A 20,903-nucleotide genomic window follows, 5' to 3' on the forward strand; every position below is an offset into this window, starting at 1 on the left:
GCTCTCGTACCCGTCCACCTCGTACTGCTCGCGCGTCACGAGATAGCCCATGTACGCATTCGCGGGACCGGTCACAATGCACCGCGCCCCCGGCGGGCACATCGTCTGGTACATCTCGCCGGTCGCGTACGTCGCTTCGCCCGGCACGGCGATGACGACGAGCGATCCCAGCCGGGTCGTCTGGAACGTCACCTCTGGATCGACGTAGAACGCACGCGACAGAAAGTGCGGCAACTCGGATCGCCCCCAACTGCGCACGACCACGCGCTCGAAGGGTTCGCGCACGGCGGAACCCGCGACGTCGTTCGCGGTGAACGCCCGGCGTGACGCCATCACGTCCAAGATCGCCTTCGAGAGCGCCTCGCCGTAGTCCTCCATTTGACGGTCCTCCGAGACCCCCTCGACCCAGTCGGGGCTCGGCGCCGCGTCACCCAACGGTCCGTTCATATAGAGCACCGTTGTTTCGGGCCCCAGGGCTTCCTCAACGCGACGGTACACGACGCCGGGATAATCCGCGGACACGCGCGTGCTCTTCGGCGAAAGCACCGTGGGATGCGCGGTGAAGTGCACGAGCGCGCCGATGGTCGATCCGTCCGTTCGCGAGAACTTCAGAACCGTGAGTGTCCGATTGACCGGATGCGCTCCGGTGTCCGGCGCGGTGTTGGCGCTCTCATTGCCGTGGACAAATCCCGGATCGAGCCGGCTGCGATTGAGGCCAAACACGTCTTTCGACGCCATCTCGATGCGCGCCGGTTCGGCCGATGCCCGCGCTTCGCGCACGGCCTCTGCGATGGAATCCGTCAGATACTTCAGGATCTTTTCGTCGAACGCACCCATCGCCACCTTGGCGATGAACGATCGGTCGTAACCCGCGAAGCCCGAATGGTTGTGTGTCGCGGTCAGGAGAAAGTTGTGGTCGTCAAAGCCGTCCACGGCAAGTTTCGACAGCGCTTCGTCGTGCACGATCGTCGTGACGTAACACAGATCCGTACTGACGACGGCGATCTGGCTTCCGTGCGGATCGATCGCCACGAGCGCGCGCACGAAGATCGGGTCGCGCACGCCCGTCGCCTTGGCCCTCGCCCGCCCGCCGTAACCGTTCAGCGACACCGGCATCTCGTTCAGGTCGGGCGTGATGTCCACCTTCGCCATGCCGATGAGCAGCGGCGGGGTTTCGGTCGGCGCGGCCGGGATCTCGTCTTCGGCCGCACCGAAATTTGCAGCGACGCAGATCGCGAAGGAGAGAAGAACTGCGATCGGGGTTGTCAGTCGGGCACGGAAAAGACCAGGCATGTGTTCGTTCCGCCGAATCCAAAGGAGTTTTTGAGCAGTACGCGCGTCTCGCGGCGACGCAGCGGCTCGGAAACGTAATCCAAATCGCATTCCGGGTCGGGTATCGTCAAGTTGGTCGTCGGCAGCACCGCCCGGCGGTTCATCGCCGCGATGGCGAGAATCGCCTCGATGGCGCCCGTCGCCCCGAACGAATGGCCGTGCATCGACTTGGTCGACGACACGGAAATCTCGTACGCCCGCGCGCCGAAAACGCTCTTGATGGCGTTCGACTCCGCCAGATCCCCGTACTTCGTCGAGGCAGCGTGCGCCGAAATGTAATCAACTTCCTCGGGCGCAACCTGCGCATCGGCGAGCGCGAGACGAATCGCCCGCGCCCAGTGCTCGCCGTCGGCCTTCGGCGTGATGACGTGGTGCGCGTCGTTGGTGTGCGCCTCGCCTTCGAGAATCGCGTACACCCGCGCGCCCCGGGCCCGGGCTGCGTCGAGCCGCTCCAGCACCACCAGGCCGCACCCCTCGCCCTTGATGAGCCCAGCGCGGTCCAGCGAAAACGGCTTGCACGCGCGAACGGGGTCGTCCGTGGGATTGATCGCCTTGGCGTTGATAAATGTGGCGTACATGAAGACGCCGATGGCCGCTTCGCTTCCGCCCGCGATCATCGCGTCGGCGCGGCCGAGACGAATCGCGTCAGCCGCCAGCGAAATCGCCGTCCCGCCCGACGCGCACGCGTTGACCACGCCGATCGAGGGACCGCGATACCCGAAACGCAGCGCCACGAGTCCTGTGGGCATGTTGCCCGAGACCGCGATGCCCATGTGGCCGGGGATGTGCTCGGCGTCGCGCTCGGCGAAGGCCTGATAGAGCGCCTTCTGCCACGTCTGCGCGCCGGTAACCGCGGTGCCGATGACGACGCCCACGCGGTCGCCGTCGATGCCGCTCTCGCGCAATCCCGCGTCGGCGACGGCCTCGTCCGCGGCGGCGATGGCGAAGTTCTCGAAGTCGTCGTAGCGCGCTGCGAATTTTTCGTCGACGTATTTCGTGGGATCGAAGCCGAACACGGTGCCGCCGACCCGGCAGGGAATCCGCGCGCCGTATTCCCCGGCGAAGCGCTCGTCGCACCGGCGGATGCCGCTCACACCCGCGTGCGCCGCCGTGACGGCATCCTCCACGCACAGCCCCAAGGGCGAGATCAGGCCCATTCCGGTCACGGCGATCCGTTGCGAGTCCGGCTTCATGGCTCAACTCCCCGCGCGAAGCGCGCTCGCCCCGAATCGATCATCATCATTCATATGAATCAGTCATATCGAAATTCTCCCGCATTGACCAGTTCCGCTCGGTATCGCGTTGGCGAACTTCCGCACGTTCGTCATAATGCACCCAGTTTCCACACGAATACCGTCGTGCGAATGGCGAAGGACAACCCGATGCGGACGCATTACCCCCTGATTCTCGGTGCGCGATTTCACGACACACCCGCGCGGCTCGAGGTGCGCGACAAGTTCACCGGCGAGGTGGCGGCGACGACCGCTCTCGCGGATGAGGCACTTCTCGACGAGGCCGTCGCGAAGGCATGCGCGGCAGCCGATTCCATGCGCGATTTGCCCGCATACCGACGCCGCGAGATCCTGGACCACTGCGTGCGTCGATTCGAGGAACGCGCCGAGGAACTGGCGATGGCGCTGTGCGTCGAAGCGGGAAAGCCGATTCGCGACGCACGCGGCGAGGCAACGCGCCTCGTCGACACCTTCCGCGCCGCGAGCCACGAGACGTCGCGATCCGCCGGCGAGGTCATGACGATGGACATCACGCCGCGCGCGCAGGGCTATCGCGGCTGGTGGAAGCGTGTGCCGATCGGCCCGTGCGCGTTCATCACCCCGTTCAACTTTCCGCTCAACCTCGTCGCGCACAAGGTGGCGCCCGCCATCGCCGCCGGGTGTCCCTTCGTGCTCAAGCCCGCGAGCGCCACGCCGATCGGCGCGCTGATCGTGGGCGAAACGCTCATCGAGGCGGGCATGCCGGACGGCTCGTTTTCCGTCGTCCCCTGCCCCGGCGCCGTCGGCGAACGGCTGGTCACCGACGAGCGGATCAAACTCGTCAGTTTCACCGGTTCGGCGAGCGTGGGTTGGGCGCTGAAAGTGAAGTGCGGCAAGAAGAAGATCGCGCTGGAACTCGGCGGCAACGCGGCGTGCGTGGTCGATCGCGACGCGGACATCGAGGACGCGGCGGCGCGCATCGTCGTCGGCGCGTTCTATCAGTCGGGCCAGAGTTGCATCAGCGTCCAGCGAATTTTCGTCCACGCGGATGTTCACGAATCTTTCCGAGAGATTCTCGTTGGCAAAATGCGCGCGCTGGTCATGGGCGACCCCAAGGATGAAGCGACGTTCATCGGGCCGATGATTTCCGAGGCCGAGGCGCATCGCGTGGACCATTGGGTGCAGACGGCGGTGGGACGCGGGGCGCGGCTGCTGTGCGGCGGCGGGCGCGACGGCGCGATGATGAGCGCGACGTTGCTGGAAAACGTCCCCGACGACGAACCGCTCTTCGCCGACGAGGCGTTCGGCCCGGTCGCAATTCTGGAGCCGTTCACCGATTTCGACGCCGCGCTGCGCCGCGTGAACGCGAGCCGGTTCGGGTTGCAGGCGGGGGTGTTCACGCGCGACATCGACCGCGCCATGCGCGCGTGGGATCGGCTTGAGGTCGGCGGCGTGGTGATCGGCGATGTGCCGTCCTGGCGCGTCGATCACATGCCATACGGCGGCGTGAAAGACAGCGGCCTCGGCCGCGAGGGCATCCGGTTCGCGATCGAGGAGATGACGGAGGTCCGACTGATGGCGCTGCGCGGGAGGCGGGAGACGTAGAGGATTTGAAGCGATCGCCAGACAGACCTATTTAACGGACACAGCGCACTTCATAATCGCCAACGCAGTAATTGACGGTCCGGCAATCACGAACGCCGCCTTGGCTGAAGTCGATGAACCAAGCCGCGGATTGCGCGTCCTCGATGGCCGAGGATGACCAAAACGATCCGCAATTACCCGCCAATTCCGGTGGACCGTAGCAGCCGTTGTTCGGACCGGCACCGGAATCGCATGAAAAGCAGGATGCGTCCGAACACGTATCTTCGCAGGGGTCTTGCGTAGAATTCACGCTCCAGGACTTTCCGTCAGAACAAGCCGTCAAACAAGTATCCGTGACACCGCAAGATCCGCCGGTCTCGGTCGCGTCACAGCCGCGGATGAGCGTTCGCAGTTCAGAAATCGTCGGCAGGCGCCAGTCGTCATAACCGGCGAGAGTTGCTCCCTCACAAAATGAAGTCGCGTCTTCCCAACTGGCGCCCTGTTGTGACGACTCGAACTGCCAAGTCAACCCGGACGCCGGGTCGGTCCACTGTTCGTTCGCCCCGCCGTCATCATCATCGTCGTCGTTGCTCCGCGAACACGCGAAAAGGGCGGCGAGCAGCAATATCGTCGCAATTCCACGAATTCCAAATTTCGTTCGCATCGTCACCTTCTGATGTCAATGTCGCGGCTACCCGCACTTCTTCTTCGCGAGCCACGTCCCCACGTGCTCGGCGACGGCGCGTTCGAGAGCGATCTCGCGGCCGCCCGTCAAAAGCGTCGTGACGGAGACGAGTTCCACGAGGCTGTTCGTCACGAAGATCTCGTCTGCCTCGGTCAGTTCGCCGCCGAAAACGGTGCGTTCCTCGACCGGCGCGCCCATCTCGCGAATCGCTTCGAGAACGACGTCGCGCACCACGCCGGGCAGCAAACCCACGCGCACGTCGGGCGTCGCGATCATTCCGTCTTTGACGACGAAGACGTTGGACGACGCACCCTCGACGACGCGCCCCGCGGTATCGATGAGAATCGCCTCAAATGCGTCGTTTTGATCGGCCCAGTCGCGATAGAAGAGGAAGTCGAGATACGCGAGGGTTTTGAGTCCACGGCTGGGAGCGGCGTCGCGCGACGGGCAGTCCACCGTGATCGCGCGGATGCCGCGCTCGAATAATTCCGCTCCGAACGCGGGGAGCGGCCGCGCCGTGATGATGCGCGTGGCCGGGCCCGGCGCGTCGCGAAACGGGGTGCGTCCCGCGTGCGGCCCGCGCGTGACGGTGAGGCGCACGGCCAAGTCGCCCGCGCCGTTCTGACGAACGAGTTCGCTCACGGCCGCGGCCATGAGGGCGGGCGTCTCGGGAATCGCGATACGCATCCGCTCCGCCGCGTTGTAGAGGCGGCGCAGGTGGCGATCGAGCCAGGCGACGTGGCCGCCGTCGGCGCGCATCGTCTCGAAGAGGCCGTCGCCGTAGAGCAGACCGCGGTCGTCGATGGGGACCGTTGCGACCTGGGACGGCATGAATTGCCCGTTGAGGTAGACCATGCCGCTCACAGCTCGGCCCCCAGCGCCTTCGCCATGGCGCGCGCCTTGTCGAGCACCTCTTCGTATTCGGCGGCGGGGTCGGAATCGGCCACGATGCCCGCCCCCGCGTGAAACGACGCCGTGCCGCCCGCAAACACGATGGTGCGAATGGCGATGGAGAGCGACAGGCCGCCGTCGAACCCGAACGCGCCGATCGCCCCGGTGTACGGCCCGCGCGACACGGGCTCCAGGTCGTCGATGATCGTCATCGCGCGGATCTTGGGCGCGCCGGTGATGGAACCGCCGGGAAACGTCGCCCGGATCACCTCGGCGGTGCGCGTCCCTTCGCGCAGTTTGCCTTCGACGCACGACACGGTGTGAAACACCGTCGGCAATTCGTCCACGTAGGCGTGATCGGTCACGACGACCGAACCGTACTCGCACACGCGGCCCAGGTCGTTGCGTTCGAGATCCACGATCATCGACAGCTCGGCGCGCTCCTTGGGGCTCGCCAGCAGATCGGCGAGACGATCCGCGTCGAGCTCGGCGTCGCCCGTTCGACGGCGCGTACCCTTGATCGGCCGCGTCTGGATCTTGCTTCCCGCGACGCGCAAAAAGAGTTCCGGCGAAGCGCTGATGATGTGCGCGGACTCGGACTCCAGATATGCGCCATAGCGCGATGGCGTGAAGTGTCGGAGACGGCGGTACAGGTCGAACGGCTCGCCGCGCCACGGCGACTGGAAACGCACGGCGAGATTCACCTGATAAATGTCGCCGTCGACGATGTGCCGCAGCGCGCGGGTGACGCGGTCTTGATATTCCTCGGCCGTCAGATCGGCCTCGACCGCGTTCGGCGCGGCGTCAGGCACTCCGGAGGCGTGCGTCGCGGCGCGGCCGGCAAGATCCGTCGTGATGATTTCCTCGGCGGTCCACTTCGCGTCGAGATCCGCGCCTGCATCCCAGGCGCACACCGACAGCGACCACTTCGACTGATAGTGATCGTACACGAGCACGCGGTCGTAGAATGCGAGATCGATGAGTGGGAGACCGGGCCCACCGCCCGGCGCGGGGCCGAGGCGCTCGACGCAGCGATTCAAATCGTACGACAGATATCCGATCGCCCCGCCGCTGAAATGATCGCCCTGCGCCGAGTCGGGCAATCGGTACCGGGCCAGCACGGCGTCCAGCGCGTCGACAGGATTTCCCTCGAAATGCTCCTCCGCGTCCGAGCGTCGCAAGGTCGCGGAGTCGGGATGAGCAACAAAAGTCGCCACCGGGTCCCAACCGATGATGGAATAGCGCCCGAGGGCTGAACCGCGCTGAGACGATTCGAGAAACGCGAGGCGCCGACCCACGACCGTCGCCGCGAATTCCACGGGCTCGCAACGTAGCTCGATCGGCTTCGAGCGCGTGGTCATACCGCGTCCCCCACCCGGCCTTCGAGAAAGTTTCGCAGGAGCGCGACGCCGTGCGGCGTCATGAACGACTCGGGATGAAACTGAACGCCCTCGATCGGCGCGGATGTATGGCGGATGCCCATGATTTCGCCTTCGGCGGTGCGTGCCGAGATCACGAACGGGGCCGGCAGCGTTGCGGGATCGACGACGAGGGAGTGGTAACGCGCGACGGTGATGGTCTTCGGCAATCGGTGGAACACGCCGAGGCCGTCGTTTTGCACGAGCGAGGTCTTGCCGTGAACGGGGCGTTTCGCGTGCACGATTCGACCGCCGAGCGCCGCCGCGACGCACTGATGGCCGAGGCAAACGCCGAGCGTGGGGATTCGCCGCAGGATGGCCCGGCTCACCATCCCGATCGAGATCCCCGCTTCGTCCGGACCGCCGGGGCCGGGGGAGATCAGGAGGCGGTCGTAAGTATCGGACACAGTGGGCGAGTCGAGGGCGACGTCGCTGCGAACCACGGTCAAATCCGCGCCCAGCGCACCCAGCGCCTGCACCAAATTGAAGGTGAACGAGTCGAAATTGTCGATCACGAGAACGTTCATGGCCGGGACTTTTACACCAGCGCAGCGGGTGCGCACAGGGGGTTCGGCGACTTCGCGCCGATTGGCCTCCGGCGCGTCCGTTTCGATCCGGAATTGACGCGCCGAAGAACTCAGTTGCGAACCTCCGGGCAAATGGCGCGAGAGGAACGGAAGTAAATTAGTAATCATTCGCACGAAATACCTTTTACTTTTACGACGTCGTCTTGCCGCGCATTCGACGAGGTTCCGCGCAACCGACACGTTCTGCATCTTACAGATTCCCCGTGCTCTGCCGCGATGCGTTAATCGGACCATTTCAGTCCTAATTCGCTTGTCATATCCGAGCCTTGCGTAGGCAAAATGAACCGCAATTCATTCCGTTAGGGCTTGACGCCCACGGAGGGCTTTGCTAGGTTCGCGCCGCTTCGCCGCCCCGGGTGGACGGCGGATGCTTCCGGTTTGTTGCCAATTTGTGCTTTTGCAGATGGGCTCTTCATCCGCAGGCGATCAGGGCGTGACCGAGACCTTCTCCGGAACGACAAAGGGACGTTTTAGGTCGGCGGCTCTCTTCGGCTGAAATCGTATCCGTGCTGACGATTTCGGGTCCGCGGGTTTCCCGTCTCGAACAAGGTGGGTGAAACGTGGCGGTCATTTTTCCCCGTTGGACCAACCGGGTCCCGCTTCTGAGCGCGTTGGCCGTGGCGCTGGGTAGCGTCTTCGCCATTGGCGCAATGTGGTACTGGTTTTCGCCCAAATACACGGACGTCGGCTACCAGCCGGCGCAGCCGGTCGAGTTCAGCCACAAGCTGCACGCGGGCGATTTGGGCATGGATTGCCGGTACTGCCACAACACGGTCGAGCGCGGCCGCTTCGCCGCCGTCCCGCCGACGCAGACCTGCATGAACTGCCACAAGATCGTCCGCGCCGACAGTCCGAAGCTGGCCGCCGTGCGCGAATCCGCCGCCACGGGCAAGCCGATCGAATGGACGCGCGTGCACATGCTGCCCGATTACGCATACTTCGATCACAGCTCTCACCTTGCGGCCGGAGTCGGCTGCCAGTCGTGCCATGGCCGGATCGATCAAATGAACGTGGTGAAGCAGGAACAGCCGCTCTCCATGAGCTGGTGTCTCGATTGCCACCGCAACCCGACCCCCGCGCTGCGTCCCTTCGATCAGGTGACCGCGATGGGCTACGATCCGGTCGCCTCGGGCTATCAGCCCGATGCCGATCCCGCGCGCGGGCACAAGGTCATGCCTCCCGTCAACTCCTGCTCGGGGTGCCACCGATGACGACGCACAAAACCCCGTGGCGCAGCCTCGAAAGCCGAGATCCCTCGCCGGAATACCTCGAGGAGCTTCGTCAGGAATTTCCGAATCTGGTCGCCTCGGCCGAAGCCACGGTCGATCCCGGATCGGTCGATCGGCGATCCTTCCTCACGCTCATGGGCGCCTCGCTCGGCGCGGTCGGCGCATCGGGGTGCATTGCCCGCAAGCCCGTCGAGAAGATCCTGCCTTACGGCAGCCGGCCCGAGGACCGCGTTCCCGGCAAACCGGAGTTTTTCGCGACGAGCGCGTTCGTCGGCGGCGGTGTGACCGGCCTGCTGGTGGAAAGTCAGGACGGTCGCCCCACCAAAATCGAGGGCAATCCGGATCACCCCATGAGCGGCGGCGCGACGAGCGCGTGGGCGCAGGGGATCGTGCGCGACCTGTACGACCCCGATCGCGGTCGCACACCGACGCAAAAGGGCGCTGCCGCTACGTGGGCGCAGTTCGACGACTTCGCCAAGACGCACTTCGACGCGGCCCGCGCGAGCGGCGGCGAGGGTGTCGGCCTGCTCGTCGATGCGACGCCGTCTCCAACCTACAAAAAGGTCCTTACCGACTTCGTCGCCGCGTTTCCCAAGGCGCGGGTCTATCGCCACGATCTCGCGGACCGCGCGAATGAGTCCAAGGGTCTCGCGTCGGTCGGGCTCGCGAATGTGCGCACGTCCTATCGGTTCGATCAGGCTCGCGTGATCGTCGCGCTCGATGCCGATCCCTTCGGCTTCGATCCGGACGCGGTCGCGAATCTGCGTGCGTTCACGAATGGCCGCCGCCTCACGTCCGAAAAGGACGAGATGAATCGCCTCTACGCGGTGGAACCGAACTTCACCGTGACGGGCGGACAGGCGGACAACCGGCTGCGTCTCAAGGGCGCGCAGGTCGGCGTGTTCCTCAAGTCGCTCGCGTCCAAGCTCTTTTCGCTCGGCGTGTCGGCACCTTCGGGCAGCGAGTCCGCGCTGGCCGCCCTGCAGGGCGCGACCGGCGACGGCGACTTCGAAAAATGGGTCGCGGCGCTGGCGAAGGATCTGAAGGACAACGCGGGCAAGGGTCTGATCGTCGTGGGCGATCGGCAGCCGGCGGCCGTCCACGCGCTGGCCGCGATGGTGAATCAGGCGCTGGGCAACACGGGGAATACCGTCGTTTACACGCCGACGGGCCTCGCCCGGGGGGGCACGCTCACGGAACTGGCGACGGCCATCCGCGCGTCGCAGGTGAAAACGCTCGTCGTCATCGAGACGAACGCCGCGTACACCGCGCCCGCGTCGCTCGACTTCGGCGCGCTGGTCGCCTCGGTGCCGACCTCGATCTGCCTGGGCTTTTATCCCGACGAAACCGCCAACGCGGCGACGTGGTATCTGCCGGCGAGCCACGCGCTCGAGTCGTGGGGCGACCTGACCGCTTCCGACGGCACGTATTCGATCGTTCAGCCGCTCATCGCCCCGCTCTTCGAGTCGCGCAGCGCGCTCGAGTTCGTCGCGAAGCTCGTCGGATCGGCGCAGTCCGCGCACGACCTCGTTCGCGCGACCGCGCAGACGGCCAATCCCACCGTCGATTTCGAGAAAAATTGGCGCAAGTGGCTGCACGACGGCGTCGTGAAGAAGGGCGAAAAACCCGGCACGCCGAGCTTCGACTGGTCCGGTCTCGCCGCCGCGGTCGGTTCGCTGCCCAAGGCGGATGCGGGCGGGCTCGAACTCAATCTCGTCGCGTCCCCCGCGGTGTACGACGGGCGTTACGCGAACAACGCGTGGCTGCAGGAAACGCCCGACCCGATGTCAAAGCTGACGTGGGACAACGCGCTCTACGTCTCACCGAAGACCGCCGAGGAGCTCGGTGTGAAGATGGGTCCGCTGAGCGCGCGCGGCAAGGACGCCGATCTCGTCGAGGTCGCCGTCGGCGACGCGAAGCTCGAAGTGCCCGCCTGGGTGCTTCCCGGCGTGGCGGACGGCGCGCTGGTTCTGTCGCTCGGCTACGGTCGCACATTCGAGGGCCGCGCGGCGAAGGACGTCGGTTTCAACGCCTACCGCCTGCTGCGAGCCGAAAACGCTTGGATCGCGGACGGCGCGAATGTTCGTCCCATCGGCAAGACCTACCGCATGGCGACGACGCAGGAACACGGCGACATGGAGAATCGCCCGATCGTTCGCGAGGCGACGCTCGAGGAGTTCCGCAAGGAACCGAACTTCGCGAAGGAGATGGTCGAGCATCCTCCGCTCAAGTCACTTTGGAAGGAACCGAATGCAACGGAAGGCATGCAGTGGGGCATGGCGGTCGATCTGACCTCTTGCAATGGTTGCAACGCGTGCATGGTGGCGTGCGTCTCCGAGAACAACGTCCCCGTCGTCGGCAAGGAGCGCGTAGCCTGGGGCCGCGAGTTACACTGGCTGCGTCTCGACCGCTATTTCATCGGCGACGAAAGCAATCCGCAGGCGGTGATGCAGCCGATGATGTGCTCGCACTGCGAACTCGCGCCGTGCGAAGGCGTCTGCCCGGTTTCGGCCACCGTTCACAGCCCCGAAGGCCTGAACGACATGGCCTACAACCGCTGCATCGGCACGCGCTACTGCTCGAACAACTGTCCCTTCAAGGTCCGCCGCTTCAATTGGTTCGCGTTCCAGAAGGAACCGATGAACAAGGACCCCGAACTTCCCGACCTGACGAAAATGCAGAAGAATCCGGACGTCACGGTTCGATTCCGAGGCGTCATGGAGAAGTGTACGTATTGCGTGCAGCGGATCAGCGAGGCGCGGGCCGAGGCCAAGCGGCACGGCAAGGTCGAGATCACAGACGGCGCGATGCACACGGCCTGCGAGCAGGCGTGCCCGGCGCAGGCAATCGTCTTCGGCAACATCAGCGATCCGGCCAGTCGCGTCTCGAAGCTCAAAGCCCAGAACCGCGACTACGCGCTGCTTTCCGAGCTGAACATCAAGCCGCGCACTTCGTACCTGGCCAAGATCCGTAACCCGAATCCGGACCTGGTGTGACCATGCAGGAAGCCCTCGATCCCAAGGTTTACGATCCCGTCGACGGACGCAATCCGCTGATTCTCGGCGGTCATGACTTCCACTCGATCACCGAGGCGGTGGCGCGCCCGGTCGAGTGGAAGACCCCGAAGGCATGGTGGGTCGTGTTCGCGGTGTCGCTGTCCATGCTCGGCCTGTTGGGCGTCGCGGTCGGTTGGCTTTTTTGGCAGGGCACCGGAGTCTGGGGCCTCAACAACCCGGTCGGCTGGGCGTGGGACATCACGAACTTCGTGTTCTGGGTCGGCATCGGACACGCCGGAACGCTGATCTCCGCGATCCTCTTCCTGTTCCGTCAGAAGTGGCGCACGTCGATCAATCGCTTCGCCGAGGCGATGACCATTTTCGCGGTCATGTGCGCGCTGATTTTTCCGGGCATCCATGTCGGTCGTATCTGGGTCGCGTACTACCTGCTGCCCCTGCCCAACCAAATGAACATCTGGCCCAACTTCCGCAGCCCGCTGCTGTGGGACGTCTTCGCGGTCAGCATCTACGGCACCGTGTCGATACTCTTCTGGTACACGGGCCTGATCCCCGACCTCGCCACGCTGCGCGACCGCGCGAAGAACATGCTGGCGAAGCTGATCTACGGAATCTTCTCGCTGGGGTGGCGCGGGTCCAACCGCCACTGGCAGCACTATGAGAAGGCGTACATGATCCTCGCCGGGCTCTCGACGCCCCTCGTGCTCTCGGTGCACAGCATCGTGTCGTTCGACTTCGCCACGTCGCAGCTCCCCGGTTGGCACACGACGATCTTCCCGCCCTACTTCGTCGCGGGCGCGATCTTCTCGGGCTTCGCCATGGTCATCACGCTGATGGTCATCGCGCGAAAGCTCTTCGGCCTCGAACGCATCGTCACGACACGCCACTTCGAGAACATGGCCAAGATCATCATGCTGACCGGCATGCTGGTCGGCTACGCCTACGGCATGGAGTTCTTCGTCGCCTGGTACGGCGGCAACCCCTACGAGATGTTCACGTTCCAGGACCGCGCATTCGGCAATTACGCCTGGGCCTACTGGACGATGATCTCCTGCAACGTGCTGATCCCGCAGCTCTTCTGGATTCGCAGGATCCGACAGAACCTGACGATCCTGTTCATCGTCTCCATTTTCGTGAACATCGGCATGTGGTTCGAGCGCTTCGTCATCATCTCGACCTCGCTGCACCGCGACTTCCTGCCGTCGAGCTGGTTCTACTTCCAGCCGACGATCTGGGACATCTTCACCTTCATCGGGAGCTTCGGCCTGTTCTTCACCATGTTCTGCCTCTTCGTGCGTTTCCTGCCGATGGTGGCCATGGCCGAGGTCAAGACCGTGCTTCCGCAGGCCGACCCGCATCACGCCGGGCACGCGGCTTCCGAAGGAGCGCACTGATGTTCGGCGCAAAAGCTCCCCGCACGGCGCACTTTGGTCTCGTCGCGCAGTTCGAGACGACCGGCGAGATCTACCACGCCTGCGAAAAGATCCGCGACGCGGGCTTCACGAAGTGGGACGCGCACACGCCGTTTCCGGTTCACGGGCTCGACAAGGCCATGGGCCTCAAAAAGACCGTGTTGCCGTGGATCGTGCTCGTCATGGCGCTGACCGGCGCGGCCTCGGGCCTCGCGCTCCAAACGTGGATACACGTCATCGAGTACCCGCTGGTGTACGCGGGCAAGCCGTATTTCTCCTGGCCGGCGTTTGTGCCCGTCACGTTCGAGCTGTCGGTGCTCTTCGGCGCGCTGGGCGCCCTGCTCGGCATGTTTCACCTGTGCAAGCTGCCCCAGTTCTACCATCCCGTGTTTCGATCCGACCGCATGGACCGGGCGTCGGACGATCAGTTTTTCATCTCCATCGAGTCCGAAGATCCCAAATTCGACGCGAACGCCACGCCGGAGTTGCTGAAAAAGCTCGGCGCGGTGCACGTCGAGATGGTGGAGCACTGACCATGCGTCGCCCCATCCGCATTCTCACGGTCATGGTGGTGCTCGTCGCGGCGGCGGGCTGCCAGGGTTCGGTGTCGAGCGCCCCGCCGATCCACCTGAACCCCAACATGGACCAGCAGGATCGCTACGACCCGCAGGAACCCACCACGTTCTTCCCGGACGGGCGGTCGATGCGTCCCGAGGTGGCGGGCACAGTCGCGCGCGGTCACCTGAAGGACGACGACCACTACTTCCGCGGCAAGGCGGGCGACACGTTTTTCGCCACGATGCCGGCGCAGGTCACCGTGGACGCCGCCCTGCTCGCCCGCGGTCAGCAACGGTACAATATCTACTGCCTGCCCTGTCACGACGCGGTCGGGACCGGCCAGGGCATCGTTGCCAAACGCGGCATGATTCCGCCGCCGCCGCTCAACATGGACCGGCTGATCGAAATGCCGGTCGGGCAGATCTACGACCTGATTACGAACGGAGTGCGCAATATGCCGAGCTACGGCGCGCAGATTCCCATCGCCGACCGGTGGGCGATCGTCGCGTACGTTCGGGCGCTGCAATTGGCCGGCCACGCGCCGCTGTCACAAGTGCCCGCGGACGTCGCCGCGTCGAAAGGGTGGTCCAAATGAGCCACGCACACGCGAAAACCCTGAGCGCGGACCGGATTCGCATCCCCGACGGTCACGTCTGGCACAAGCTTCCCATCATCGGTCTGGTCGTCGGCGTGCTCGGCCTCGGCGCGTCGTTCGCGCTCGGCTCGGGCGACATGAAGCAATTCTACCACTCGTATCTCGTGGCGTTTTGCTTCTTCCTCTCCATCGCCCTCGGCGGGTTCTTTTTCGTGCTCGTGCAGTATCTCGCGCGCGCCGGATGGAGCGTGGTGGTGCGCCGCACGGCCGAAAACCTGATGGGCACGCTGCCGGTGTTTGCGTTGCTCTTCATCCCGATCGCGCTCGGCATGCACGACCTCTACCACTGGACGCACGAAGAGGCCGTCGCCGCCGATCACCTGCTGCAGGGCAAATCGCCGTTTCTGAACACCGGCTTTTTCCTCGTACGCGCGGCGATCTACTTCGTGGTATGGGCGGGGGCGTCGTGGTATTTCCGCGGCCGATCCATCGCGCAGGACGAAAGCGGCGACAAAGAAACCACCCGCAAGACGCAGGCCGTGGCCGCGCCCGCGCTGATGCTTTACGCCCTGTCTCAGACGTTCGCGTCGATCGACTGGCTCATGTCGCTCGATCCGCACTGGTACTCGACGATGTTCGGCGTGTATTTCTTCTCGGGCAGTCTTGTCGCGGTGATCGGCTCGCTCTCGGCCGTCTCCCTCGTGATGAAGCGGATGGGACTGCTGGCCGAGGTCATCACCGCGGAGCATTACCACGACCTGGGCAAGTTGCTGTTCGGATTCACGGTTTTCTGGGCGTACATCGCCTTCTCGCAATTCTTCCTCATCTGGTACGGCAACATCCCCGAGGAAACCCTGTGGTTCCACCACCGGCTCGAGGGGTCGTGGAAGTCGTTCACGCTCTTCCTCGCGGGCGGGCACTTCGTCGTGCCGTTTTTCATCCTCATCAACCGGACGATCAAGCGCATCCCCGCCACGCTGCTCATCATGGCGCTGTGGATGCTCGGGATGCACTATCTCGACCTCTACTGGCTCGTCATGCCGATTTTGCATCCCCACGGCGTGCATTTCGCGCTCGTCGATGTGACGACGTTCGTGGGAATCGGCGGATTCTTTTTCGGTGCTTTCGCCTGGTTGACCAAACGGGCGGCGCTCGTGCCGCATCGCGATCCGCGTCTGCACGAATCGCTGCGTTTCGAGAACGCGTGAGGTGACGAACGTGTCCACGACTCCGAAAAATGAAAACGACAAGGCGTCGGTTCTCAGCAACGTCGCCAACATCCTCGGCGTATCCGGAACGCAGGAAGGCCGCGTCGGGGCGCCCGACGAGCAGGCGCTGGCGAAATTGGGGGTCGAACCCGACCACCATCCCGTCCTGTATTTCTGGGGCTTCCTCGCGGCGACCACCCTGTTCGTCATTTTCTCGGTCGCCGGGGTGTGGCAATTCGTCGGCATGAGCACGCAGGCCGAGGTCCTGAAAAAGGACCTGTCGGTCGTCGATTCCCGCCTGCCCGAGGTCCGCGCCTACGAGGCGAAGCTCCTGGGCGAGTACGACCTGGTCGATGGCGAGAAGGGTTTGTACCGAATACCCGTCGCGGAGGCGACAAAGATCATAGTTTCGAGTCCGAAACTCGTGGAAAATGTTGCCGCACTTACGACAGCGACCGCGCAACCTGCGGCGGCATCCCCCACGACGGAGGCGGCGAAAACGCCTTGATTGCGACGCACGTCAATTATCGCGCTCACATCGTCGGACCGGCTTTCGCCGGTCTGATGGTTTTTGTGGCGCTTTTCGCCGCGCTGCTCCCGCTTGCGGCGGCCGAGGAACAGACGCCCGAGGTGCTTCGCACGGTGACGATCCGTGAAAAGCTCGGCGACGACATCGATCTGTCGCGCGCGTTCACCGATCACACCGGCGCGCCGGTGACCCTGGCCCAGTACGTTGCCGACGGCAAACCCGTGCTGCTGACGCTCAACTACTACGAGTGCCCGATGCTCTGCACGCTCATGCTCAACAGCCTCGTGCGCGGTGTGAGCGAACTGCGCTGGAAGCCCGGCGACCGTTACCGCATGGTGACGATCAGCATCGATCCCGACGAGACGCCCGCCCTCGCCGCGGCCAAGCGCGCGAGCCACTTGACGATGCTGGGCATGGGCGACGACGTGGACTGGAGCTTTCTGGTCGGAACGAAAGAGAACATCGACGCCCTCGCAAACGCGATCGGATTCGAATACACCTTCGACGAGAAAACCGCGCAATACGCCCACCCGGCGGCCTTATTTTTCATCTCACGTTCCGGCAAGGTTGCGCGCTATCTTTACGGAATCGAATACGCGGCTCGCGATCTGAAGTTCGCGATCGTCGAGACGTCCGAGGGTCGGGCGGGCTCGCCGATCGACAAACTGATCCTGAGCTGTTTTCACTACGATTCCACCGTCGGGGCGTACGGCCCGTGGGCCATGGGCGCCATGCGGCTCGGCGGAGGAGCGGGGGCGACATTGCTCGCCCTCTTTCTGTTCGTGATGTGGCGTCGCGAGTCCCGATCGCGGCGCATGGAGGGTCTCGCGTGAATACCGCGTCCTGGCTCGGCGCCGTGTCGAACGCCCTGGTGGCCGAGGCGCCCAAAGGCACCTTCTGGCTTCCGCCGGCGGCATCGACGACGGCGCACAACACCGACAGCCTGTTCTATTTCATCTACTACCTGTCGCTCTTTTTCTTCGTCGTCATCATGGCGGTGATGGTCGCCTTCGCGGTGCGTTACCGACGGCGAAAGGCAGGCGAGAAGACGGCGGATATCCACGGTCACCGAAACCTGGAAATCGCCTGGAGCGTGATTCCCGGAATCCTGCTCATGGTGATCTTCTTCTGGGGCTTCACCGGCTTTATGGATCTCGCGGTGCCTCCGGCGAACGCGCTGGACATTCGCGTGACGGGCCAAAAGTGGGCGTGGGCCTTCGACTACCCCGAGGGCATCAACTCGAACGAGCTCGTCGTCCCCGCCGGTAAGCCCGTCCGGCTGACGATGTCGTCCAAGGACGTCATTCACAGCTTCTACGTGCCGGACTTCCGCATCAAGCGCGATGTGCTGCCGAACCGCTACACGGTCCTTTGGTTCGAAGCGCCGCAGCCGGGAGAGCACACGGTGTTTTGCACCGAATACTGCGGCGCGCAGCACTCGGGCATGCTGACCAAGGTCAAGGTCCTCGCGCAGGCCGACTACGACGCGTGGATCGCCTCGGGCGGCGGGCTCGGACAAGGGCTGTCGCCGGTGGAACTCGGCCAGAAGCTCTTTCAGTCGAAGGGGTGCGTCGCGTGCCATTCGGTCGATGGAAACCCGATGGTCGGTCCCACGCTCAAGGACATCTACGGTCACGAGGTCGAACTCGCCGACGGCACGAAGGTGATGGCCGACGACAACTACATCCGCCAGTCGCTGATGGATCCCGCCTCGCAGGTCGTCAAGGGATTCGCGCCCGTCATGCCGACCTTCAAGGGCATGCTCAAGGATCAGGAAGTGAACGCCCTGATCGACTACATGAAAACCCTTTCGGCCCAGCCGGGAGCGCACTGACGCCATGACCACCACCGTCATCGACGCAACCACGCACGTCGGCGGCCACGCGGGCCACGCGCACGCCGACGACAACTACCTGACCTCGCACAAGGGCTTTTTGTCCTGGGCGTTCACCCTCGATCACAAGCGCATCGGGCTCATGTACCTGGGCTCGATCCTCTTCTTCTTCATGATCGGCGGGCTGCTGGCTCTCGGGGTGCGTCTCGAACTGCTGACGCCCAAAGGCGACGTGTTCACCGACAACACCTACAACAAGGTGTTCACGCTGCACGGCGCGGTGATGGTCTTCCTGTTCATCGTGCCGTCGATCCCCGCGTCGTTCGGCAACTTCTTCCTGCCGCTCATGCTCGGCGCGAAGGACGTCGCATTCCCCCGGCTCAACCTGCTGTCGTTCCACATCTATTTCTGGGGCGCGTTGATCCTCGTGTACTCGATCATCACGGGCTCCATCGACACGGGCTGGACCTTTTACACTCCCTACTCCACTCAGTCCTCTTCCTCCGTCATTTCGGCGACCTTCGGCGTCTTCGTCCTCGGGTTCTCGTCGATTCTGACCGGGCTCAACTTCATCGTCACCGTGCACAAGATGCGCGCGCCGGGGCAAAACTGGTTCCGGTTGCCGCTCTTCATCTGGGCGATTTACTCGACGTCGATCATCCAGGTGCTCGCCACGCCGGTCATCGCGATCACCCTCTTTCTGCTCATCGTCGAGAAGGCGCTGGGCATCGGCATCTTCGATCCCACGATGGGCGGCGACCCGGTGCTCTATCAGCACTTCTTCTGGTTCTATTCGCACCCGGTCGTGTACGTCATGATCCTGCCGGCCTTCGGCGTCATCAGCGAACTCATCACCGTCAACTCGCGCAAGAACATCTTCGGCTACAAGGCCATCGCGTTCTCGAGCGTGGCCATCGCATTCATCGGCTTCCTCGTATGGGGACACCATCTTTTCGTCAGCGGACAGAGCCAGCTCGCCGGAGCGATCTTCTCGTTCCTGACCTTCTTTGTCGCCGTGCCGACCGCCATCAAGGTCTTTTCGTGGGTCGCCACGATGTACAAGGGCTCCATCGAGTTCACGACGGGCATGGTTTACGCGCTGATTTTCCTGTTCGTCTTCTCGATCGGCGGCCTCACCGGCCTGTTCCTCGGCTCGCTCGCCACCGACGTCCACCTGCACGACACGTATTTCGTCGTCGCGCACTTCCACTACGTCATGATGGGCGGCGTGCTGATGTCGCTGCTCGGCGCGCTCCACCACTGGTGGCCCAAGATGTTCGGCCGCACGTACAACCACACGCTTTCGCTGGTGGCCGCGGCGCTCGTCTTCATCGGGTTCAACATGACCTTCATGGCGCAGTTCGTGATCGGCACCCGCGGAATGCCGCGCCGCTACCACGCATATCTGCCCGAGTTCACGCTCGGCCATCAAATCAGTTCGCTCGGGTCGGTCATCCTCGCCGCGGGACTTTTCCTGACGCTCGGCTACTTCATCCATTCTCTGTTCAAGGGCGCGAAGGCCGAGGACAACCCGTGGCACGGCAAGTCGCTCGAATGGGCGACGGCTACGCCGCCGATCACGCACAACTTCCACCAGACGCCGATCGTCACGTCGGGGCCCTACGACTTCGACGAGATTGAACGCCACGTTTAAGGACGAAAGGACCGCCACGATGGCCCAGGATACGCATGCGGCCCATCCGCCATACCTCGCCCACCACTTCGTCTCGACCAGCCAACAGGCGTCGGCGGCGAAGATGGGCATGTGGCTCTTCCTCGGGCAGGAGATCCTGTTTTTCAGCGGGCTCTTCCTCGCGTACTCGGCGTACCGCTACCTCTACCCCCAGACCTTTCTGCACGCGCACGAGTACCTGAACGTTCCGATGGGCGCGTTCAACACCTTCGTGCTCATCACGAGTTCGCTCACCATGGCGCTCGCGGTGCGCGCGGCGCAGCTCTCCCAAAAGCGCGCGCTCATCGTGAACCTGATCCTGACGATCGCGTTCGCGTGCGTGTTTCTCGTGGTCAAGTACTTCGAGTACAGCCACAAGTTCCACGCGGGGCTGCTGCCGGGCAAGTACTTCACGGCGGGCGGCATCGACGGCGTTCCGCACATCTTCTTCGGCCTTTACTTCGTGATGACCGGGCTGCACGGCATCCACGTGCTCGCCGGCATCATCGTGCTGGTCTGGATTCTGCTGCGCTCGATGAAGGGCGAATTCGGCCACCGGTACTACACGCCGGTCGAAAACGTCGGCCTCTACTGGCATCTCGTCGATCTGATCTGGATCTTCCTCTTCCCTCTGCTTTACCTCGTGAAGTAGTGAACGGGAGCCACGCATGAGCCACGCCCACGATCCCGCGCTCGACGTCATCCACGAGGAACACGGCGAGCACCACGTGCTTCCGCTGTGGATCTATCTCGCCGTGTACGGCGCGCTGCTCGCGCTCACCTTCGTCACGGTCGGCGTTTCGTACCTGGACCTCGGCACCACGGCCATCGTCGCGGCGCTCACCGTCGCCATCGTCAAGGCGTCGCTCGTCGCCGGCTACTTCATGCACCTGCGTTACGACGACCGCTTCAACAGCCTCATCTTCGTCGCGTCGATCCTGTTTATGGTGCTGTTCTTCTCGTTCGTCTTCATCGACCTGACCTCGCGCGGGCTCATCAACCCGGTCGAGGACAACTTCGTGCTGCGCAAAGATCAGGGAAAGACGGAACAGCAGCTCAAGGCGACCAAGCCCGCCGCCGAGCGCGGCGAAGCCGCGCCCCCCTGACGTATACCGTCAGCGTGACGGGGACTTGGGTGCCACGC

Annotated in this window: 18 protein-coding genes and 1 pseudogene; 13 read left to right on the plus strand and 6 right to left on the minus strand. The window is 64.0% G+C overall.

Annotation, left to right across the window (positions count from 1 at the left end; genetic code table 11):
* The coding region (locus IT350_20910; protein ID MCC6160523.1) for a neutral/alkaline non-lysosomal ceramidase N-terminal domain-containing protein at nt 1-1,293 on the minus strand (1,293 nt) is incomplete at its 3' end.
* On the minus strand, nt 1,266-2,525 hold the full coding sequence (locus IT350_20915) for a beta-ketoacyl-[acyl-carrier-protein] synthase family protein (protein MCC6160524.1): 1,260 nt from the start codon (nt 2,523-2,525) through the stop codon (nt 1,266-1,268). The genes IT350_20910 and IT350_20915, both read right to left, overlap by 28 nt.
* A gap of 189 nt (nt 2,526-2,714) precedes the next feature.
* Between IT350_20915 and IT350_20920 the strand changes: the two genes are divergently transcribed.
* Complete coding sequence (locus IT350_20920; GenBank protein MCC6160525.1) at nt 2,715-4,148, plus strand: aldehyde dehydrogenase family protein; 1,434 nt, start codon at nt 2,715-2,717, stop codon at nt 4,146-4,148.
* Nucleotides 4,149-4,179: 31 nt separating this feature from the next.
* Here the strand turns inward: IT350_20920 and IT350_20925 are convergent, their stop codons facing one another.
* From IT350_20925 to IT350_20940, 4 genes are read right to left on the minus strand one after another with little or no spacing between them, the layout of a single operon-like run.
* Entirely contained in the window at nt 4,180-4,791 is a 612-nt protein-coding gene (locus IT350_20925) for a DUF1566 domain-containing protein (protein MCC6160526.1), read from the minus strand.
* Between the two features lie 27 nt (nt 4,792-4,818).
* A complete protein-coding gene (locus tag IT350_20930) occupies nt 4,819-5,676 on the minus strand; it encodes an aminotransferase class IV (protein MCC6160527.1) in 858 nt (285 codons plus the stop codon).
* Nucleotides 5,673-7,064 carry an aminodeoxychorismate synthase component I gene (gene pabB, locus IT350_20935; protein ID MCC6160528.1) on the minus strand — a complete coding sequence of 464 codons (1,392 nt, stop codon included), beginning with the start codon at nt 7,062-7,064 and terminating at the stop codon, nt 5,673-5,675. Before pabB ends, IT350_20930 begins: the two co-directional genes overlap by 4 nt.
* Entirely contained in the window at nt 7,061-7,648 is a 588-nt protein-coding gene (locus tag IT350_20940; protein ID MCC6160529.1) for an aminodeoxychorismate/anthranilate synthase component II, read from the minus strand. Before IT350_20940 ends, pabB begins: the two co-directional genes overlap by 4 nt.
* A gap of 620 nt (nt 7,649-8,268) precedes the next feature.
* On the opposite strand from IT350_20940, the gene IT350_20945 reads away from it, so the two are divergent.
* The 12 genes and pseudogenes from IT350_20945 to IT350_21000 all read left to right on the plus strand — a co-directional run bounded on the left by IT350_20945 (nt 8,269) and on the right by IT350_21000 (nt 20,865).
* The gene (locus IT350_20945; protein MCC6160530.1) at nt 8,269-8,919 is read left to right on the plus strand and encodes a cytochrome c3 family protein; all 651 of its coding nucleotides are present in this window, start codon (nt 8,269-8,271) and stop codon (nt 8,917-8,919) included.
* Nucleotides 8,916-11,933 carry a TAT-variant-translocated molybdopterin oxidoreductase gene (locus IT350_20950; protein ID MCC6160531.1) on the plus strand — a complete coding sequence of 1,006 codons (3,018 nt, stop codon included), beginning with the start codon at nt 8,916-8,918 and terminating at the stop codon, nt 11,931-11,933. The genes IT350_20945 and IT350_20950 overlap by 4 nt, the downstream gene beginning before the upstream one ends.
* 2 nt (nt 11,934-11,935) lie before the next feature.
* Nucleotides 11,936-13,345 (plus strand): polysulfide reductase NrfD, encoded by a 1,410-nt coding sequence (nrfD, locus tag IT350_20955; GenBank protein MCC6160532.1) that lies wholly within the window; start codon nt 11,936-11,938, stop codon nt 13,343-13,345.
* A complete protein-coding gene (locus IT350_20960; protein ID MCC6160533.1) occupies nt 13,345-13,896 on the plus strand; it encodes a DUF3341 domain-containing protein in 552 nt (183 codons plus the stop codon). The genes nrfD and IT350_20960 overlap by 1 nt, the downstream gene beginning before the upstream one ends.
* Before the next feature lie 2 nt (nt 13,897-13,898).
* Nucleotides 13,899-14,516 carry a cytochrome c gene (locus tag IT350_20965; protein ID MCC6160534.1) on the plus strand — a complete coding sequence of 206 codons (618 nt, stop codon included), beginning with the start codon at nt 13,899-13,901 and terminating at the stop codon, nt 14,514-14,516.
* Nucleotides 14,513-15,724 (plus strand): quinol:cytochrome C oxidoreductase, encoded by a 1,212-nt coding sequence (locus IT350_20970; protein ID MCC6160535.1) that lies wholly within the window; start codon nt 14,513-14,515, stop codon nt 15,722-15,724. The genes IT350_20965 and IT350_20970 overlap by 4 nt, the downstream gene beginning before the upstream one ends.
* A gap of 1 nt (nt 15,725) precedes the next feature.
* Complete coding sequence (locus IT350_20975) at nt 15,726-16,232, plus strand: hypothetical protein (GenBank protein MCC6160536.1); 507 nt, start codon at nt 15,726-15,728, stop codon at nt 16,230-16,232.
* Nucleotides 16,229-17,086, plus strand: a complete 858-nt coding sequence (locus tag IT350_20980; GenBank protein ID MCC6160537.1) for an SCO family protein — start codon at nt 16,229-16,231, stop codon at nt 17,084-17,086. The genes IT350_20975 and IT350_20980 overlap by 4 nt, the downstream gene beginning before the upstream one ends.
* Nucleotides 17,087-17,190: 104 nt before the next feature.
* Nucleotides 17,191-18,087 (plus strand): annotated as a pseudogene (gene coxB, locus IT350_20985) (cytochrome c oxidase subunit II).
* A 4-nt stretch (nt 18,088-18,091) separates the two neighbouring features.
* Nucleotides 18,092-19,741, plus strand: coding sequence for a cbb3-type cytochrome c oxidase subunit I (locus tag IT350_20990; protein MCC6160538.1), 1,650 nt, complete (start codon nt 18,092-18,094; stop codon nt 19,739-19,741).
* A gap of 19 nt (nt 19,742-19,760) precedes the next feature.
* Nucleotides 19,761-20,411, plus strand: a complete 651-nt coding sequence (locus IT350_20995; GenBank protein ID MCC6160539.1) for a cytochrome c oxidase subunit 3 family protein — start codon at nt 19,761-19,763, stop codon at nt 20,409-20,411.
* A gap of 16 nt (nt 20,412-20,427) precedes the next feature.
* Nucleotides 20,428-20,865, plus strand: coding sequence for a cytochrome C oxidase subunit IV family protein (locus IT350_21000; GenBank protein MCC6160540.1), 438 nt, complete (start codon nt 20,428-20,430; stop codon nt 20,863-20,865).
* Nucleotides 20,866-20,903 lie beyond the last annotated feature (38 nt).

It is taken from the genome of Deltaproteobacteria bacterium, assembly GCA_020845895.1.
Classification (GTDB): domain Bacteria; phylum Lernaellota; class Lernaellaia; order JACKCT01; family JACKCT01; genus JADLEX01.

Excerpts from the sequence above, each read along its gene's own strand:
- IT350_20925 (MCC6160526.1), bottom strand. The coding sequence starts at position 4,791 with ATGCGAACGAAATTTGGAATTCGTGGAATTGCGACGATATTGCTGCTC.
- IT350_20960 (MCC6160533.1), top strand. The coding sequence starts at position 13,345 with ATGTTCGGCGCAAAAGCTCCCCGCACGGCGCACTTTGGTCTCGTCGCG.
- IT350_20990 (MCC6160538.1), top strand. The coding sequence starts at position 18,092 with ATGACCACCACCGTCATCGACGCAACCACGCACGTCGGCGGCCACGCG.
- IT350_20915 (MCC6160524.1), bottom strand. The coding sequence starts at position 2,525 with ATGAAGCCGGACTCGCAACGGATCGCCGTGACCGGAATGGGCCTGATC.
- IT350_20995 (MCC6160539.1), top strand. The coding sequence starts at position 19,761 with ATGGCCCAGGATACGCATGCGGCCCATCCGCCATACCTCGCCCACCAC.
- IT350_20965 (MCC6160534.1), top strand. The coding sequence starts at position 13,899 with ATGCGTCGCCCCATCCGCATTCTCACGGTCATGGTGGTGCTCGTCGCG.
- pabB (MCC6160528.1), bottom strand. The coding sequence starts at position 7,064 with ATGACCACGCGCTCGAAGCCGATCGAGCTACGTTGCGAGCCCGTGGAA.
- IT350_20970 (MCC6160535.1), top strand. The coding sequence starts at position 14,513 with ATGAGCCACGCACACGCGAAAACCCTGAGCGCGGACCGGATTCGCATC.
- IT350_21000 (MCC6160540.1), top strand. The coding sequence starts at position 20,428 with ATGAGCCACGCCCACGATCCCGCGCTCGACGTCATCCACGAGGAACAC.
- IT350_20950 (MCC6160531.1), top strand. The coding sequence starts at position 8,916 with ATGACGACGCACAAAACCCCGTGGCGCAGCCTCGAAAGCCGAGATCCC.
- nrfD (MCC6160532.1), top strand. The coding sequence starts at position 11,936 with ATGCAGGAAGCCCTCGATCCCAAGGTTTACGATCCCGTCGACGGACGC.
- IT350_20920 (MCC6160525.1), top strand. The coding sequence starts at position 2,715 with ATGCGGACGCATTACCCCCTGATTCTCGGTGCGCGATTTCACGACACA.
- IT350_20940 (MCC6160529.1), bottom strand. The coding sequence starts at position 7,648 with ATGAACGTTCTCGTGATCGACAATTTCGACTCGTTCACCTTCAATTTG.